Below are 16,726 nucleotides of genomic sequence, written 5' to 3'. Positions count from 1 at the left end.
TAAGTTATACTAAAATGTATTTTTTACATTTGTTATAAACTTCGTCATCACCTTGTACTGACATAAACGTTCCTTCCTCATTGTACTTTTCTATATCGACCTTTGAACCTCTATGCAAATATGCCACCATTGCTTGATCAGAATATGGAATAAGCACACTAAATTTCTTTAACGTGTATGGAAGAGAGTTACATGCTTCTTTTAATAACTCATCCAAATTTGTACCATATTTTGCTGATATCTCAATTGTTTTTAAATCTTTATATTTTTCTTTTATTTTTACTATATTTACTTGTGATGCTGCATCAATTTTATTTAGAACCAATATTGTTGGCTTATCGGCAGCATTTAATTCTTTAAGAACCTCGTCTACAGCCTCTATTTGTAACTCTGCAGTGTCAGATGATGCGTCTACTACATGTAACAACAGATCTGAATATGCTACCTCTTCAAGTGTCGATTTAAATGCTTCAACCAAATCATGTGGAAGTTTTCTAATAAAACCTACGGTATCAGTTACAGCTGCAACTCTATTATCAGATAGTAATAATGCCCTTGTTGTTACATCAAGTGTTGCAAAAAGCATGTCCGCTTCAAAAACCTTGTCCTTTTGAGCAACACTTTTTAATGCCGCAATATCACATAATGCATTTCTTAGTGTCGATTTACCTGAATTAGTATACCCAACTAAAGACACTTTTGAGACGCTATCACGGCTTCTCTTTTCTCTTTGTATATTTCTTGTAGTTCTTATTTTTGCTAATTCTTTATTTAAATCAAAAATACCTTCCCTTATTCTTCTTTTATCAATTTCTAACTTTTTCTCTCCAGGTCCTCTAGTTCCTATTCCTGCGCCTGTCCTCGAAAGCATTGTTCCAAGCCCTGCTAATCGTGGTAATCTATATTTTAATTGCGCAAGTTCAACTTGAATTTTAGCTTCTCTAGTTCTTGCTCTTCGTGCAAATATTTCAAGAATTAGTGTAGTTCTGTCTATTACCTTGCAACCAAGAACTTCTTCCAAATTTCTAACTTGAGAACCTGATAATTCATCATCGAATATAACTAAATTTGCTCTTAATTCTTGCCTTACGCTTGCAATTTCTTCTGCTTTACCTCTGCCTATATATAAAGCCGGGTCTATTTTATGCCTGTTTTGTAGAGTTGTATCTATTGTTTCTACATTACATGCCCTTGCAAGCTCCACAAGTTCTGCTAAATCCTCTTTGCTTCCTATACCAACTAAAATAGCCCGTTCTCCATCATCCTCAACTATCACATTTGTCTTCATTAATCTTTCAATGTATCTAACTTTATCTACAATATCATATTTTACAACTTCAGTTATCTTTAAAGGTCCTATTTCTTCTTCTACTAAAATACTATTTTTTATTCCACAAAACCCTATATTAAACTTAAAATCTTCCTTATCTGATATTCCTATAGCTACTATACAATCTAACTTTAATTTTATTAAAGCTGACATATCTAGAACAGACAATCTAGAATTACCATTTGGATGAGTGTGTACTATTTTTACTGCAGATAATCGTCCTTCTCTTATGTCTATTATTGGCAGTTCTACTTTACTACTGTCACCAATTGCCATACTGATTATATTACCTTTCCTATCTATTGAAGCACTTACTTCTCGATCCAACTCTTTTGTTACCTGCGCTAATATATCAACCAATTCTTGAGATAGAATACAATCTTTGGGTACTTTTATTTCACAAGCTTCTTCTAATTTATTTAAAATTGAATTTTTAACTCCATCAATATTTCCATATATCATCGTAAATCACTCCATTCTCTTAGTATTTTAACAAATTTCCTTATTCTTATACTTGACAACTTTCATATAATTTTATACCATTATAACGATATTGTAAATATATATAGATGGAGGGCTTTACATTGGATAATAAAAAAAGAAATATTCTTATATCTAAAGAGCAAATTGATGAAAGGATTGTACAACTTGGTGCTGAAATTTCAGTAGACTACAACAATAAAAAATTATATGTTCTTTCTTTATTGAGAGGCAGTTTCATATTTACTGCAGATCTTGTACGACATATTACTATACCTACAAAAATAGGATTTATGACTACATCAAGCTATGGCGATAAATTAGAATCAAAAGGCTCGGTTAATATTATAAATGATATTCCTGACAATGTTTCTGGATTTGATGTATTAATAGTAGATGATATTGCTGATACTGGACTAACTATGGATTTTATTATATCACATGTTATCTCCTTAGGTGCGTCTAGCGTTAAATCATGTGTTCTTTTGGATAAAATTGATAGAAGAAAAGTTGATATAACACCTGATTATTGTTGTTTTGAAATTCCTGATCTTTTTGTGGTTGGATATGGTTTAAATTACGGAGACTACTATAGAAATGTACCCTATGTATTTAATTGGGAAGATTAATATTTTGAAAAATAATATACATATTTATCATTAAAATAAAGTACGGTATAACGCACTTTATTTTTTTATCATTTTTTAATACCATTACCTAGTTTATTACTTGTGCCATTTAAATCTAATTGAACTGCATTGTTGGGTATTTTTCCTACAATAATGGTTTCAGCAATAGGAACTTCATTATCTATTTCGATATTGTTATTTTTTAAAGGAATCATTACTCTGACAGTAGTTTTCACTTTAACATAGATTTTATGTCTTGTTTGATTCATACCTGCACTTTCAAACTCAGATGAATATTTTGTTTCTACATATCCTATAGGATTCATTTTTATGGTTATACATGGTCCATAATAAGATAAAATATTATTATTTGTAATGTACCCTATTGGAACCTTGATACCTAACTTTCCCAACTTCATCAATTCTTTCTGAGATTGTAGTGCAACATCACAAGCTATTTTATTCATTTTTAGAGTATCTGCCTTAAGCATTACAATATTTCCTTGCGAATCTTTGTCTACTTTTATAACCTGATCATAGTTAAATTGCTTTGAATATTCATTTATAATTGCAGTATTAACAATTTGTGTAGCCTTCGCCCTCATCTCTGCATCTGCTACTGCCATTATTGTTGGCATTGTATTTTTATCAAACATGTACATTAATATTGTAAACATTATCAGTATTATAGTTATAATTATTAATATTCTAGCTTTAATATTATTTTTTATATTATTACCTCCATTAAAAGCTATATTTTATTATATGTTTCTGTCTCAATGTAAAGAATTTAAATCAATACAAAAATTCAATATTTCACAATAATTTAGTCTTTAATATTATATTGAAATTATATGGTATACTATTAAAAGTTAATTATAGTTTAGTAACTTGAATCTGGGCAATAATATAATAGTTAATAATTATTATCTGTTCCCTATAAATATATAAGGAGGTAACTTTATGGGAAAAGAAAAAACTACTCAGAAAAAGGAAAAAAGAACAAAAATTCATATTTTTAAAAACATAGTTTTTACTGCACTAATTATAGGTTTAATAACATGTGTAGCCCTTGGAGGAGTAATCCTCGCCATGATTAAGACAGCTCCTGTCTTAGACATAAATCAATTTTTAAAATTAGATGAAATTACAACGTTATTAGATAGTTCAGAAAATGTTATGGATGAATATGTTATCTCACAAAGAAGAATTAACGTACCAATAAGTAAAGTACCAATTAAACTGCAAGATGCATTTATAAGTATAGAAGATTCTAGATTTGAAACTCACCCAGGTGTTGATTTCAAAAGATTAGCAGGTGCTATACTTAATGATATAAAAATCAAAGTGTTAGATCGTGGTCAAAGTCTCCAAGGAGCTTCGACAATAACTCAACAATTAGTAAAATACAGAATATTTTTAGAAGATTCTTTGCAAAATAGAACTTCTTTAAAAAGAAAAGTTCAAGAACTGTATTTATCATTGCAAGTAGAGAAAGTTTTAACAAAATCTCAAATCCTAGAAACATATATGAATACTATTTTTCTAGGAGGAGATGCTCATGGTGTAGAAGCAGCTTCAGAACAGTACTTTGGAAAGTCTATTCAACATTTAACCTTAAAACAAACAGCATTTATTGCTAGTGCCGCTCAAAATCCAAGTGTTTCATATAATATGGCATATAAATCATTTAATGCAAAGAAAGCTTTCAATTCTAATAGAACTAAAGCTGTTCTTTATAATATGTATAAATATAATAAAATTAGCAAAGTACAATTGGATTCAGCTATGGCTGAAGATTTAACATTTAATATTCCTAAAAAACAGATCAAGATGAATTATGAATCTTTTTCAAAACCTGTACTACTTCAGGTAGCTAAAGATTTAATGAAACATTATAATATTAACCAAAAAGAAGCATACTCGATGCTTATGTATGATGGAGTGAAAATTTATACAACAATGGATAAAAGTATGCAAGATGCATCACAAAAATTGATTAATGAACCTATGAAATCACCACAAGCTAGTCTTCAAGCTTCCTGTGTTATTATAGATTACCATACAGGTGAAGTTAAAACCATTATTGGCGGTCGTGATGCTGAAGGTCAAAAACCTCAAGGTCCTGGTTCTTATAACAGAGCCGCGTCTCTTGATTACTTAAAAGCACCCGGATCAAGTATTAAACCATTAACAGTATACAGTCCAGCTATTGATTCGAAGACAGCTACGGCTTCTACTATTATCGAGGATTCACCTATAACTTCTGGATATAATCCTCAAAATTCGCCCAATATTTATCGAGGATATTTAACTTTAAGAGATTGTTTGAAATATTCTGTTAATATTGCTGCCGTTAAAATTGAGACAATGATTGATATTAAGACCGGTGTTTCTTATGGAGAAAAATTCGGATTGCAACTAGATAATACAGATAAAGATAAACTGTCTGCTATGGCCCTCGGCCAATTAGATGGTGGTGATTACATTGGAACTAATCCACTCACTATGGCAGATGCCTATGGTGTTTTTGGTAATAGTGGAGGACGTTCTACCATAAGGTTGTACACTAAAGTAATTGATAGAACTGGCAAAGTATTGCTAGAAACAAAAATTGAAACAACACCCGTTTTGTCTCCTCAAAGTGCTTATATAATGTATGATTTATTGAAAGGACCAGTAAGCAAAGGTGGTACTGGACCAAATGCTGTGTTTAGTGACATGCCAGTTAGCGGTAAAACTGGTACATCATCTGATTCAAAGAACTTATGGTTTGTTGGCTTAACGCCATATTATTCTGCAGCTATTTGGATTGGAACCGATAAAGGAAAGGATTCAATCCAACAAATGGGCAGTAATGATGCCGCACTATTATGGGGAAAAATTATGAAAAAAGCGCATACAAATCTACTTGTGAAAGATATTGAAATGCCTTCAGGTATATCACCCTATTCTGTGTCAAAAGATTCTGGTGATATACCTACTGATTTAACTTATGCTGACCCTAGAGGTGGTAGAGTCTATTCCGAACTGTTTATTAATGGGACTCAACCTACAACCCTTGATAGCATTCATGTTTCAGCTAAAGTTATTAAGGACCCAAGTGGTAAATATGTTCTTGCATCAAAATTATCTCCACCTGGTAGAGTTGAAACAAAAGTTTATATAAAAAGGAATTATACACCTAACGTATTTTTACAAGACTCAGTATTTGTATTACCAAAGGCTATTGATACTTTCTCAAAAGGTATTACAAATACTCCACTTATTCCGCCAATTATACCTCAAATTATTGCTCCACCAGTTACAACACCCACTATTCCTCCAGTTACTACTCCACCAGTTACTACTCCACCAGTTACAATACCCACTACTCCTCCTGTTACTACCCCACCAGTTACCACACCTGATACTGGTAATAACGTTTCCCCTACTACAAATACTCAATAACAAAAAATCACTATTAAATACAATATATTTAATAGTGATTTTTATTATTTCTTTGTTTTAGGGTTAAATATTAACGCCATAATATATCCAAAGAAAACCGCAGCAGTAATCCCTCCTGCAGTGCCCTTTATTCCTCCAGTAAATGCTCCTATAAAACCAACCTCATCTACTTCTTTCATTACACTCTTAGCTAAGCTATATCCAAAACCAGGAAGTGGTATAGTTCCGCCTGCCTTTCCGTATTTTATCACCACATCATATATATTAAATCCACCTAATATAACACCGCCAGTTACAAAAACAACTAATATTCTAGCTGGAGTCAGTTTAGTAGTATCCATAAGGATTTGACCTATTACACAAATTATCCCACCAACTATAAATGCCATAATGTAATTATTCATTTATTCACCCCAAACTCAATAGCCACAGCATGAGCAATTCCTGGTATAGTTTCACCTTGCAAAGATGAAGTAGGACTTAAAAGTGCTCCAGTTGAAACTAGCAATATTCTTTTAAATTTTCCCCTCAGCATGTTTTTAAGTAAATACCCTGTTGCAACTACTGCAGAGCAGCCACAACCACTACCTCCCGAATTAGTTCCTTGTTTCTGCGCATCAAAGATTTTCTCGCCGCAATCGATGTAATGACCTTTCATATCATATTTATATTCTAAAAGCAGCTTCTCAGTAAATTCTCTTCCGATAATGCCTAGGTCTCCCGTAGCAATAACATCATAATCTGAAGGCTTTCTACCAGTATCTATAAAGTGTTGCTTAATAGTGTCTACAGCTGCTGGTGCCATTGCTACTCCCATGTTGTTAACATCATTTATTCCGTAATCTTTAACCTTTCCAGTTGTAACATGTGTAACATATGGGAAGTTACCATTTCTGCCCAGAACCATTGATCCAGCACCTGTAACTGTCCATTGCGCTGTTGGCGCTCTCTGACTTCCCATTTCGAGTGGTAATCTGAATTGCCGCTCAGCAGCGGAAAAATGTGATGAGGTAGCTGCTACAACATAATTAGCCATGCCTCCCTCCATTATCATTGAACCCACGCTTAAAGACTCTGCCATAGTTGAACACGCTCCATAAAGTCCTATGAAAGGTATATTCAAATTTCTAGCTGCAAAAGTTGAAGAGTATAGCTGATTTAGTAAATCTCCTGCGAGTAAATAGTTTATATCAATTTCTTTTAGCTTCGCTTTTTTTATGCTCTCTGATATAGCTGTATATAAAAGACTTGTCTCAGCCTTTTCAAAGCTTTCGGTTCCATTAAGATCATCTTCTATGATTTTATCAAAATACTCTCTTAATGGTCCTTGTCCCTCCTTAGGACCAACTATATTGTAAGTTCCAATAATTCTAGGTTTACTTTCAATTTCTACTGTTTGAAGACCAATTCTTCTACCCATTTTGCATCACCACCTTATAAAATAATATAAAATTCCTACAATTACTGATGAGCCAATTCCATATACCAAAACAGGTCCTGCAATAGTAAACATTTTAGCTGCTACTCCAAATACAAAGCCCTCTTTTTTAAATTCCATTGCTGGCGATACAATTGAATTTGCAAACCCAGTAATTGGTACAACAGAACCCGCTCCTGCGAAATCTCCTAACTTATCGTACACACCTATGCCAGTGAGTACAGCTCCTAAGAACACCATAACAATAGAAACATATGTACCCAGTTCATCCTGAGGAATACCCATTTTGGAGAAAATGTCATTGATTAACTGCCCAATTACGCATATTAACCCACCAACCCAAAAAGCATTAAAACAATGTAACAACAAATTAGGCTTTGGGATATTATCTGCATTAAGTTTATCAAATTTTTTCCTTATGGTTTTTTCTTCCACCTTCATAAATATCCTCCTTATTATTTTCTATAGTAAATACTAGCAATTTAGTATGATTTATTAAGAAAATAGAATATGCTGATTATTTATTTAGTATTTGCAATAACAAACTTTCTAGTCAAAAAAATAAGATGTAACTACAGATAAATTCTTCAAAATTTAATTTGAAATTATTTATCAATAATTCATCTTATTACTATTTTGCTAGATTAATTTTTCCTTCATTATTTTCAAAACTTTCTTCTCTATTCTTGATACCTGAACTTGACTAATTCCCATCATTTTCGCTACTTGAATTTGCGTATTATCCTTAAAATATCTAAGCATAATTATTTGCCTTGATTTTGCATCAAGTTTTCTAAGTGCTTCTTTGAGTGAAATTTTATCTAAAACTTGATTGTCCTCATCATATTTTTCACTTAATTTATCTATTAATAATACTGGTGCTCCATCATCTTGATGTATTGTATCAAATAAATATAACATATTGCTTGCAGATTCTAATGCATATACAATATCTTCTTTTTCTATATTACAAAAAGCCGATAGTTCATCTATTGTAGGATCTCTGCCAAGTTGCTTTGTTAAAGTATCTTTATCATAATGTAACTGCCTCGCAGTATTTTTAACGCTTCTGCTTACTTTAATAATCCCATCATCCCTAAGAAATCTTTTAATTTCCCCCATTATCATAGGCACGGCATATGTAGAAAATTTTACATTATATTTGGTATCAAAATTGTTAATTGCTTTTACTAGCCCAATACATCCTATCTGAAAGATATCATCATACTCATATCCTCTATTAAGAAATTTTTTACTTATAGATGAAACTAACGGCAAATTCATTTCTACCAAAACATCTAATGCGCCAGGTTCTCCATTTCTAGCCATTTGAATAAGTTTCATATTATCTTCATAACTATAATTGTTTTTTCTTACATTTTTTTGATCCATAATATTCCACCTAACTTAAAGGATTAAATATTTTTTTCATTATTATACTTGTTCCCCTACCTTTGTCAGACTTTACTTCTAAGCTGTCCATAAAAGTTTCCATGACCGTAAATCCCATTCCAGACCTTTCAAGGTCTGGACGGGAAGTGTATAATGGTTGCATAGCTAGCTCTAGATTATCAATTCCTTTTCCTGAATCATTAACTATCACCGTCAACTCAGTTCCATTAATCATAGCTTCAATAGTAATCATTTTCTCTTCACTTTCATATCCATGAATAATGGCATTCGTAACTGCTTCGGATACAGCTGTTTTGACATCTGAAATTTCTTCAATTGTAGGATCTAATTGTGAAGCAAATGCTGCTACTGCTACTCTTGCAAAACTTTCATTCTGCGATTTACTTAAAAATTCTATTTTAATTTTATTGTAACACATACTAATCCCCCCACTAAATGTTGTTTACAGCTTGTTCAACGTCATCATATAACATAATAATCTTAAACATTCCAGACAGTTCAAATACTCTTTTTACTGAAGATGTAATGTTAGTTACACAAACTTTTCCATTTCTCATATGTAACTTTTTATACCTCCCAATGACTACTCCAATACCTGAACTATCCATAAATGTCACATCTCCAAAATCCAAAATTAATTTGTTATAACTATCTCGTTCTAACCTATCGTCTATAATATTTCTTACCTCTTCAGCACTATGATGATCTAATTCTCCAGACATGTAAACTATTAATTTATCTTCAATATTATCAAAATTTAAATGCATTATCTTCCCTCCAAATCATTTGGTATTTAAATATTTTTAAATATGTCTAAATAATGTACCTTGTTCTATATTCGATAATTAATATGTTAATCCTTCTTTTTTTTGTAATATTTTTTCATTTTTTTATATTTTATCCATTTTATGGCTTGTTGAAATATATTATGACTTAATCTTTTGGGAATGAATGCTAAAACAATAAAAAACCATATCTAATTAAATTAGATATGGTTTTTTATTGTTTGTTGTTTATTAAATATAGTACTAAAATTCACATTTAAATCTTTTCTTAAATTCAATAATTAATTCATTTCTAAAATCCGGATGAGCAATATTTATTAATGCTCTAGCCCTTTGTTTTAAAGTTTTACCTTTAAGTTGTGCTATACCATATTCTGTAATTACATAATTTACATCATTTCTACCAGTCGTAACAGCTGAGCCTTCATCTAATATAGGTACAATTTTTGAAATTTTACCTTTACATGCTGTAGAAGGCATTGCCATAATAGCTATACCATCTTTGCTCTTGTTTGCACCTCGTACAAAATCAACCTGACCACCAACACCACTAATCTGAGTTTGTCCAATACACTCAGCATTAACTTGTCCCATAAAGTCTATTTGAACAGCAGAATTTATACAAACCATTTTATTATTTTGTGCAATTATATCAGGATTATTTACATAATCTACAGAATACATTTCAACCATTGGATTATTATCAACAAAATCATAAAGTCTCTTTGATCCCATTAAGAATGTAACAACAATCTTTCCGTTATGAAGAGTTTTATTCTTACCTGTAATTACTCCTGCTTCAACTAAATCAACAACTCCATCTGAAATCATTTCAGAATGAATACCAAGATCTTTTTTATCCTTTAAGAATAATAAAACTGCATCTGGAATAGCTCCTATTCCAAGTTGAAGTGTAGATCCATCCTCAACTAAAGAAGCACAATTTTCTCCAATTGCTTTCTCTATTTCTGATATTTTAGGTTGCTTAAGCTCTATTATTGGATGATTAACTTCTACAATATAATCAATTTCTGAAATATTGATAAAAGAATCGCCCATAGTTTTTGGCATTTTCTCATTTATTTCTGCAATTACTATTTTTGCAAATTTTGCTGCAGGTTTTGTATAATCATTTGAAACACCAAAACTACAATTTCCGTTTTTATCTGGTGGGCTTAATTGAACAATTGCTACGTCCACAGGCAAATAACCTTTTTTAAATAATTCAGGAACCTCAGAAAAATAACATGGTGTAAAATCAGCTCTTCCTTCAACAATTGCTTCTCTTGTAGGGCCACCAGCAAAAATGGCATTATGAGTAAAATGTTTTTCCATTCCTTTGTTAGCGAATTCAGCTTTTCCCATAGGAACCATATGTACAATTTCAACATTTGTATATTCTTCACAATTAGCTACCATTGCAGCTATAACATCTGTTGGTTCTCCACAGGCATGCCCTGTAACTACTCTATTTCCAGATTTTATTTTTTTTACAGCTTGTTCTGCAGTAACAACCTTTGATTCATAAATTTCTTGTAAATTCATTACTATCACTCTCCAAATTATTTTTTAATGTTATGTATAGTATTTAATATCATTATGAGTTATTTATTTAAAACAATTATATTTAACACAAATACTTTGTTAAATATAATTTGATGATTCTTTGTCCTAGTAAAGACAATGCCATTAACCCTTCTTTCAAATACTCGAAATATAAATGCCCTTTTTGTTTTATTAACTATAACCTTCTAATTCGTTATTTTATATTCATAGTTAAAGACATCTATTTTAGCATATTTTCCAATATGTGAGATAGTTTTTATTCTAAAACTATATGTTTAGAGCTTTGGATCAAAATTATAACCATATAATATTTTCTAGATACAGTGTGATTTAAGTGTATATTAATATAATATTGTGATTTTTTTCACAAATAATAATAAAAAAATTAATATAAGCATATAAACTATAACACAATAAATAAGTTATTGTGATTATTTTCACAATTGTTTATAAAATTTTTTACAGATTTATATTGCTTTTACACATTAAATATATTTACAACTATTTAATTTAAATAAAAAATGACTATAAATCAATCTCTTTCTACTTCATCTTATTATTATACACCAAGTAACTTAACTTGTACATCTAATTGATATATATAACTATGTAATTAAATTAATACTCTATAATATAAGACGTTACATAATTCTCGCTTTGCCTCCAATTTTTAAACTCAATTAATTAAAACCTGCTAAATTTATATTACTCTCCCCAAATTTCTTCTGTAGTTGGAACCTTAGCATCTTTGTTAAAATATCCTATTCTAGATATATTTATTAAATGGGTATATGTAAAATTCTCAGATATAGAATTGTTTCCCCAAGATCCACAACCAAGCGTTGTAGACGGATTAAAACCATTATTAAAACTTCCACCGGTTCCTATGGCTGATACTTGATTAACAATTAATCTACTTATTGGCAAATTTATTCCTGCATATTCAATGTTTGCTTTATTGTATGAATGAATAGATACTGTATGTCCTATACCATCAACTAAAAGGTTCTTCCTCGCAATTTCTACTGCTTCTTCAAATTTATCATAAGTAAATGCAATCATAATTGGGCACATTTTTTCCTTACAAAGTACATCTAATACTCCTGCTCCTGTAGGTTTTAATATGACTACTTTAGTATTAGTTGGAATTACAACCCCAGCTAAATCAGCAATAAATTTAACTGATTTGCCAACAATTTTACCATTTATTTTTCCATCTATAAACATAGTACTTCTAAACTTTTCAACTGTTTCGTCATCTTGAATATAGTATGCATCATTATTCACAAATGCCTCAATTATTTCATCATGTTTTTCAACAGGTAAAATAATAGATTGTTCTCCCGAACATATAATACCATTATCAAATTTTCTTCCTGCAATAATATGTTTAGCCGCTTCATCATAATCATAATCTCTGTCAATAATAGCCTGTACATTTCCAACTCCAACTCCATAAGCTGGTTTCCCACTCGAATAAGCAGCGACTACCCTTCCCATTCCACCAGTGGCTACTACTACATCTACAGCTGACATTAATTCTGCTACTATATTTTTATCTGATTCTTCTACTATTTGGATCAAATTATCTGGTGCCCCTAATTTTTTTAATTCCTTATTCATTAGATTAACAGCATGTGTTGCAGAATTTTTTGATCTAGGATGAGGTGCTACGATAATTGTATTTCTTCCTTTCAACGCAAACATAGCATTACACATAGGTGTAACTATCGGATTTGTAGTTGGGGTAATTGCACCTATAACTCCCTTTGGCTTTGCTATTAATAGTATTCCTTCTTTTCCTTCTTCTGGCCCAAGTATATCTACAGAATTCTTCCCTTTTAGGCTATTCCATATGACCATTGCCTTGCCCCTATTCTTAGTTACCTTATCTTTGTAGTTACCCATTTGGGTTTCAGCTACTGCTTCTTTTGCAAGTATCTTAGCATTGTCATATATAGCTTTACCAACTACCTTGACTAAAGCATCTACCTGTTCTTGGTTATAGGTTGCAATAGCTATTTGAGCTTTCCTTGCCTTAACCATCAATTCATTTATATACGCCTTGTTATTCATCTATATTTCCCTCCCCTTTGCAATATTTACTGTTTTCTATATTGAATGTTTATCTAGAATTATCTATTGGTTTGCTATCAACGTTTTTTCATCAAACGAACACTTAGATTTAAGTGTAATATAACAATTTACTCCATATCACCAAATTTGCCTCAAAAATTTTCAAATATTATTTCAACAAGAATAGCAGATAAAACTTTAATATTTTTATTACTAAAGTTTCTAATATTATAACACCAATCATGAATATTAGTTTGTTGTATTTTAGTAAGTATAAAAAGTATATTTAACTCCTACAACTATATTTTTTGCTAGTTTTACTATTTCATAAAAATGCCTTACTATGTTTTACTTACATAAATTTGTCTGCTAAAATAATCTACAGATAAATTTATCTACAGCCTATTTTTAATTAAATCTATGCTCAATAATTGTTTTTTTACATGGATTTTTGTTCGAACATATTTATATCGTATTCTTTTTTGTTACCAAGCTGTATTACTAAGCATAATATAATGCCTACACCGATTCCCCAAGCTGCAGCTTTTGCTACTATTACTGCTGCCATAACTACAGCAATCCCATCATTAAAAGTATGAGATTTTAATATTCCTATTCTAACTGAAACATATCCTACATTGTTGAGACTAGTGCGATACCTAGAATAGGAGTAACAAGAGTAACTATTGGCAATAGAAAATATCCTGTTAAAGTACCAAAACGGAATGAACCCGTTCCTCCATTTATTGAATCCATTGATTTTCTACCATGTTTATATCTATCACATACAACAACTTGCATTGCTGCCCAAAGAGGTCCACACATTGTTAAATCTGGTCCTATAATTGACATTATTATGTTACGAAGTCCGAAAATCATGTGGGATCTATTCGGATTGTAATCTATTATCTCATCTGGCCTGGATGGAGCTGCATCCTCTAATAATGCTTGTGCTTGAATCATCTCACCAAATAGTATAATATAAGCTGAAAAACCATTGGAAGAGCTTTTACAAACATCATAGCGGGTGGGAAACCTATTGACCAAAATGTCCATTTACTCCAAAGTTCTGCAAATGCTGGATGTGAAAAACCCCACTGAATATGTGACCATAAAGTTTCGCCTACGAGAGGACCAACAACAATAGCAAGCAACATTATTGGTAAGATTTCTAAATTTGAAATTGTTTTAGTTACCTTATTTTTGTTTCGTATATTTTTAAAATGATTTGAAAATAGCAAATAAAATCCTAAACCTATGCATATTGCAATAGAATATGGAAATAACTCAATACGTCCGCCTTTACCAAATACTACAGTTACTGCTGCAAGACCTGCGCCCATAATGATACCGGCCTGCATTGCACTTGGAACTAACAAAATTATTTTTTTACCAAGTCCAGTCGCTCCAAGAACAAATGCCAATATTCCTAAACTCATTTCAAAAGCTATTAGAGCCTGAACTCTTTCTGGTCCCATAGGAAGCCCATTTACATATAGTATTAAAAGTCATATAGCTGGTGTAACCCACCCTGGTATAACGGGGTCACCTAATAATACGTGTGCGCAATAAAATATACCATTAAGACAAACAATTGCTAAAGAAACATTGAATGACATTTCCCACTTTAATTTGATTTAGAATTCAGCATTAAATCTTTTTTCCCATTCTTGAATAAGTGCTAGTCTAAAGTCTGGGTGAGCAATATTTATTAATGTTCTCCCCCTATCCCTTAAATTTTTTCCCTTAAGCTTTGCTATCCCATATTCTGTAATTACATAATTCACATCATTTCTACCAGTTGTAACTGCAGAACCTTCGTCTAATAATGGTACAATTTTAGATATTTTACCTCTAGCTGCTGTGGATCACATTGCCATAATAGATTTGCCATCAGGACACATATTTGAACCTCGTACAAAATCCACCTGACCACCAACCCCGCTTATCTGTTTTAAACCAATACTCTCTGAAGCTACTTGACCCATTAGATCCACTTGTACACAAGAATTTATTGATATCATCTTTGCATTTTTCATAATAACAATTGGGTTATTTACATAATCTACAGGATACATTTCAACCATTGGATTATTGTTAACAAAATCGTATAGTCTTTGAGTTCCCATCAAAAATGTAACAACAATTTTTCCATTATGAATAGTTTTAGATTTACCAGTAATTACTCCTGCTTCAACTAGTTCCACAACTCCATCAGAAATCATTTCTGAATGAATTCCAAGATTCTTCTTGTCTTTTAAAAATAGTAATACTGCATCTGGTATGGCTCCTATTCCAAGTTGAAGTGTTGAACCATCATCTACTAAAGATGCACAATGTTCACCAATAGCTTTCTCAATATTCCCTATTTTAGGAGGGTTTAGCTCAATTACTTGATGATTAAATTCTACAATGTAGTCGATTTCAGAAACATGTATAAAACAATCCCCCATAGTTCTTGGCATTCTATTGTTCACTTCTGCAATTACAAGTTTCGCACATTCTGCTGCTGGCTTTGTATAGTCATTGGATACACCATAACTACAAAAACCGTGTTCATCAGGTGATGATACTTGAATAAGTGCTACATCTACTGGTAACTCTTCTTTAAAAAGGCTAGGAACTTCACAGAAATAGCAAGGTGTAAAATCTGCTCTTCCTGAGCTAACTGCATCCCTTGTACTTCCTCCTACAGATAGTGAGTTATGCCTAAAATGTTTTTCCATACCTGGTTGTGCGTATTCGCTTTTGCTCATTGCCACCATATGTACGATTTCAACATTCTCATACGCTTCACAATTAGCTACCATTGCATCTATAACTGCTGTTGGTTCTCCTACTGCATTACCCATGACCACCCTGTTACCAGACTTTATTATTAATGCTGCTTGCTCAGCAGTAATAACCTTTGATTTATATATTTCTTCAAAGTTTATATCTACCACTCTCCCCAAGGATAAGATATTTATTTTATCTATAATATTCAGTAGTTTATTTTCTTCATTACCACTAGTTATACATACTTTTTCGTATTTGGCTTCAATATTTTTATGACTCACACAAGCACAACTACATCCACATAAAATAATAACTATATCATAAACAATATCTTGTTTTATCATTTCAATATTATGGTCTTTACTAATATGTTTCTTTAAACTTAACACTACATTTGTTCTATCATAAGTTGGATTACATCCTCCACAATATTTAATTCCAATTTTCATTGGTTTTTCTAGTACTTTCATTTAAAAATTTTCTAGCTTGCTTTAATAAATCTTCACTTACTTCATTTTTCAGAATTACCTTTTTAATACCAGGTATTGCTCCTTTAAGTGTAGCTTCTACTAAGTCCTCAACAGTATACTTTGCTGAAAGGCAACCTTTACATTGTCCCATAAGCTTAACTTCAACTATTCCATCATAACAACTAATAATTTCAATATTTCCGTAGTGATTTGCTAGCTTGGGTCTTACTTCCAACTCAAGAATTTTTTCGATTTCTGCATACATATCTCCTTTATCAAACACTTCGTCTTTAGATAACATTTCGTCACTC

At 31.5% G+C, this 16,726-nt stretch carries 16 protein-coding genes and 2 pseudogenes; 2 read left to right on the top strand and 16 right to left on the bottom strand.

Features of this window, described 5'->3' with window-relative positions:
- Positions 1 to 4: 4 nt before the first annotated feature.
- Complete coding sequence (gene hflX, locus KPL38_RS02530) at positions 5 to 1,792, bottom strand: GTPase HflX (protein WP_216286515.1); 1,788 nt, start codon at positions 1,790 to 1,792, stop codon at positions 5 to 7.
- A gap of 122 nt (positions 1,793 to 1,914) precedes the next feature.
- On the opposite strand from hflX, the gene hpt reads away from it, so the two are divergent.
- Positions 1,915 to 2,439, top strand: coding sequence for a hypoxanthine phosphoribosyltransferase (gene hpt, locus KPL38_RS02525; protein WP_216286513.1), 525 nt, complete (start codon positions 1,915 to 1,917; stop codon positions 2,437 to 2,439).
- Positions 2,440 to 2,507: 68 nt separating this feature from the next.
- On the opposite strand, the gene yunB is transcribed toward hpt, so the two are convergent.
- Positions 2,508 to 3,170, bottom strand: coding sequence for a sporulation protein YunB (yunB, locus tag KPL38_RS02520; protein WP_216286625.1), 663 nt, complete (start codon positions 3,168 to 3,170; stop codon positions 2,508 to 2,510).
- A gap of 232 nt (positions 3,171 to 3,402) precedes the next feature.
- On the opposite strand from yunB, the gene KPL38_RS02515 reads away from it, so the two are divergent.
- Positions 3,403 to 5,889: a transglycosylase domain-containing protein gene (locus KPL38_RS02515; protein WP_216286511.1), complete on the top strand. Its 2,487-nt coding sequence runs from the start codon at positions 3,403 to 3,405 to the stop codon at positions 5,887 to 5,889.
- A 44-nt stretch (positions 5,890 to 5,933) separates the two neighbouring features.
- On the opposite strand, the gene spoVAE is transcribed toward KPL38_RS02515, so the two are convergent.
- The 14 genes and pseudogenes from spoVAE to KPL38_RS02460 all read right to left on the bottom strand — a co-directional run bounded on the left by spoVAE (position 5,934) and on the right by KPL38_RS02460 (position 16,716).
- On the bottom strand, positions 5,934 to 6,293 hold the full coding sequence (gene spoVAE / locus KPL38_RS02510; RefSeq protein WP_216286503.1) for a stage V sporulation protein AE: 360 nt from the start codon (positions 6,291 to 6,293) through the stop codon (positions 5,934 to 5,936).
- Positions 6,290 to 7,309 (bottom strand): stage V sporulation protein AD, encoded by a 1,020-nt coding sequence (gene spoVAD / locus KPL38_RS02505; protein ID WP_216286501.1) that lies wholly within the window; start codon positions 7,307 to 7,309, stop codon positions 6,290 to 6,292. The genes spoVAE and spoVAD overlap by 4 nt, the downstream gene beginning before the upstream one ends.
- A gap of 6 nt (positions 7,310 to 7,315) precedes the next feature.
- Entirely contained in the window at positions 7,316 to 7,768 is a 453-nt protein-coding gene (gene spoVAC / locus KPL38_RS02500; RefSeq protein WP_216286499.1) for a stage V sporulation protein AC, read from the bottom strand.
- A gap of 198 nt (positions 7,769 to 7,966) precedes the next feature.
- Positions 7,967 to 8,719: an RNA polymerase sporulation sigma factor SigF gene (sigF, locus tag KPL38_RS02495; RefSeq protein ID WP_216286491.1), complete on the bottom strand. Its 753-nt coding sequence runs from the start codon at positions 8,717 to 8,719 to the stop codon at positions 7,967 to 7,969.
- Positions 8,720 to 8,729: 10 nt separating this feature from the next.
- Positions 8,730 to 9,158 (bottom strand): anti-sigma F factor, encoded by a 429-nt coding sequence (gene spoIIAB / locus KPL38_RS02490; RefSeq protein ID WP_216286484.1) that lies wholly within the window; start codon positions 9,156 to 9,158, stop codon positions 8,730 to 8,732.
- A 13-nt stretch (positions 9,159 to 9,171) separates the two neighbouring features.
- A complete protein-coding gene (gene spoIIAA / locus KPL38_RS02485) occupies positions 9,172 to 9,507 on the bottom strand; it encodes an anti-sigma F factor antagonist (protein ID WP_216286482.1) in 336 nt (111 codons plus the stop codon).
- 261 nt (positions 9,508 to 9,768) lie between these two features.
- Positions 9,769 to 11,070 carry an acetyl-CoA hydrolase/transferase family protein gene (locus KPL38_RS02480; protein ID WP_216286480.1) on the bottom strand — a complete coding sequence of 434 codons (1,302 nt, stop codon included), beginning with the start codon at positions 11,068 to 11,070 and terminating at the stop codon, positions 9,769 to 9,771.
- A 726-nt stretch (positions 11,071 to 11,796) separates the two neighbouring features.
- The gene (locus KPL38_RS02475; protein ID WP_216286478.1) at positions 11,797 to 13,167 is read right to left on the bottom strand and encodes an aldehyde dehydrogenase family protein; all 1,371 of its coding nucleotides are present in this window, start codon (positions 13,165 to 13,167) and stop codon (positions 11,797 to 11,799) included.
- Between the two features lie 439 nt (positions 13,168 to 13,606).
- Positions 13,607 to 13,735 carry a hypothetical protein gene (locus KPL38_RS19940; RefSeq protein ID WP_281419316.1) on the bottom strand — a complete coding sequence of 43 codons (129 nt, stop codon included), beginning with the start codon at positions 13,733 to 13,735 and terminating at the stop codon, positions 13,607 to 13,609.
- 65 nt (positions 13,736 to 13,800) lie between these two features.
- On the bottom strand, positions 13,801 to 14,130 hold the full coding sequence (locus KPL38_RS19530; protein ID WP_246577781.1) for a hypothetical protein: 330 nt from the start codon (positions 14,128 to 14,130) through the stop codon (positions 13,801 to 13,803).
- Positions 14,127 to 14,645 (bottom strand): hypothetical protein, encoded by a 519-nt coding sequence (locus KPL38_RS19525; RefSeq protein WP_246577780.1) that lies wholly within the window; start codon positions 14,643 to 14,645, stop codon positions 14,127 to 14,129. Before KPL38_RS19525 ends, KPL38_RS19530 begins: the two co-directional genes overlap by 4 nt.
- Before the next feature lie 159 nt (positions 14,646 to 14,804).
- Positions 14,805 to 16,103 (bottom strand): annotated as a pseudogene (locus KPL38_RS02465) (acetyl-CoA hydrolase/transferase family protein).
- A gap of 90 nt (positions 16,104 to 16,193) precedes the next feature.
- Positions 16,194 to 16,394, bottom strand: a pseudogene (locus tag KPL38_RS20495) (hypothetical protein); the annotation flags it as partial.
- Entirely contained in the window at positions 16,378 to 16,716 is a 339-nt protein-coding gene (locus tag KPL38_RS02460; RefSeq protein WP_216286476.1) for a NifU family protein, read from the bottom strand. The pseudogene KPL38_RS20495 and the gene KPL38_RS02460, both read right to left, overlap by 17 nt.
- Between the last annotated feature and the right edge of the window lie 10 nt (positions 16,717 to 16,726).

The organism is Clostridium psychrophilum (genome assembly GCF_018861705.1).
In the GTDB taxonomy this organism is placed as follows: Bacteria; Bacillota; Clostridia; order Clostridiales; family Clostridiaceae; genus Clostridium_AD; species Clostridium_AD psychrophilum.
The sequence above is the reverse complement of the archived record's forward strand: the minus strand, read 5'-3'. Positions and strand labels throughout refer to the sequence as shown.

Coding starts and splice junctions, on each gene's coding strand:
- KPL38_RS02460 (WP_216286476.1), bottom strand. CDS start 16,716: ATGTTATCTAAAGACGAAGTGTTTGATAAAGGAGATATGTATGCAGAA.
- KPL38_RS02475 (WP_216286478.1), bottom strand. CDS start 13,167: ATGAATAACAAGGCGTATATAAATGAATTGATGGTTAAGGCAAGGAAA.
- KPL38_RS19525 (WP_246577780.1), bottom strand. CDS start 14,645: ATGGGACCAGAAAGAGTTCAGGCTCTAATAGCTTTTGAAATGAGTTTA.
- spoVAE (WP_216286503.1), bottom strand. CDS start 6,293: ATGAATAATTACATTATGGCATTTATAGTTGGTGGGATAATTTGTGTA.
- sigF (WP_216286491.1), bottom strand. CDS start 8,719: ATGGATCAAAAAAATGTAAGAAAAAACAATTATAGTTATGAAGATAAT.
- spoIIAB (WP_216286484.1), bottom strand. CDS start 9,158: ATGTGTTACAATAAAATTAAAATAGAATTTTTAAGTAAATCGCAGAAT.
- spoVAC (WP_216286499.1), bottom strand. CDS start 7,768: ATGAAGGTGGAAGAAAAAACCATAAGGAAAAAATTTGATAAACTTAAT.
- KPL38_RS19940 (WP_281419316.1), bottom strand. CDS start 13,735: ATGGCAGCAGTAATAGTAGCAAAAGCTGCAGCTTGGGGAATCGGTGTA.
- spoIIAA (WP_216286482.1), bottom strand. CDS start 9,507: ATGCATTTAAATTTTGATAATATTGAAGATAAATTAATAGTTTACATG.
- KPL38_RS02480 (WP_216286480.1), bottom strand. CDS start 11,070: ATGAATTTACAAGAAATTTATGAATCAAAGGTTGTTACTGCAGAACAA.
- spoVAD (WP_216286501.1), bottom strand. CDS start 7,309: ATGGGTAGAAGAATTGGTCTTCAAACAGTAGAAATTGAAAGTAAACCT.
- KPL38_RS02515 (WP_216286511.1), top strand. CDS start 3,403: ATGGGAAAAGAAAAAACTACTCAGAAAAAGGAAAAAAGAACAAAAATT.
- hflX (WP_216286515.1), bottom strand. CDS start 1,792: ATGATATATGGAAATATTGATGGAGTTAAAAATTCAATTTTAAATAAA.
- KPL38_RS19530 (WP_246577781.1), bottom strand. CDS start 14,130: ATGATTCAAGCACAAGCATTATTAGAGGATGCAGCTCCATCCAGGCCA.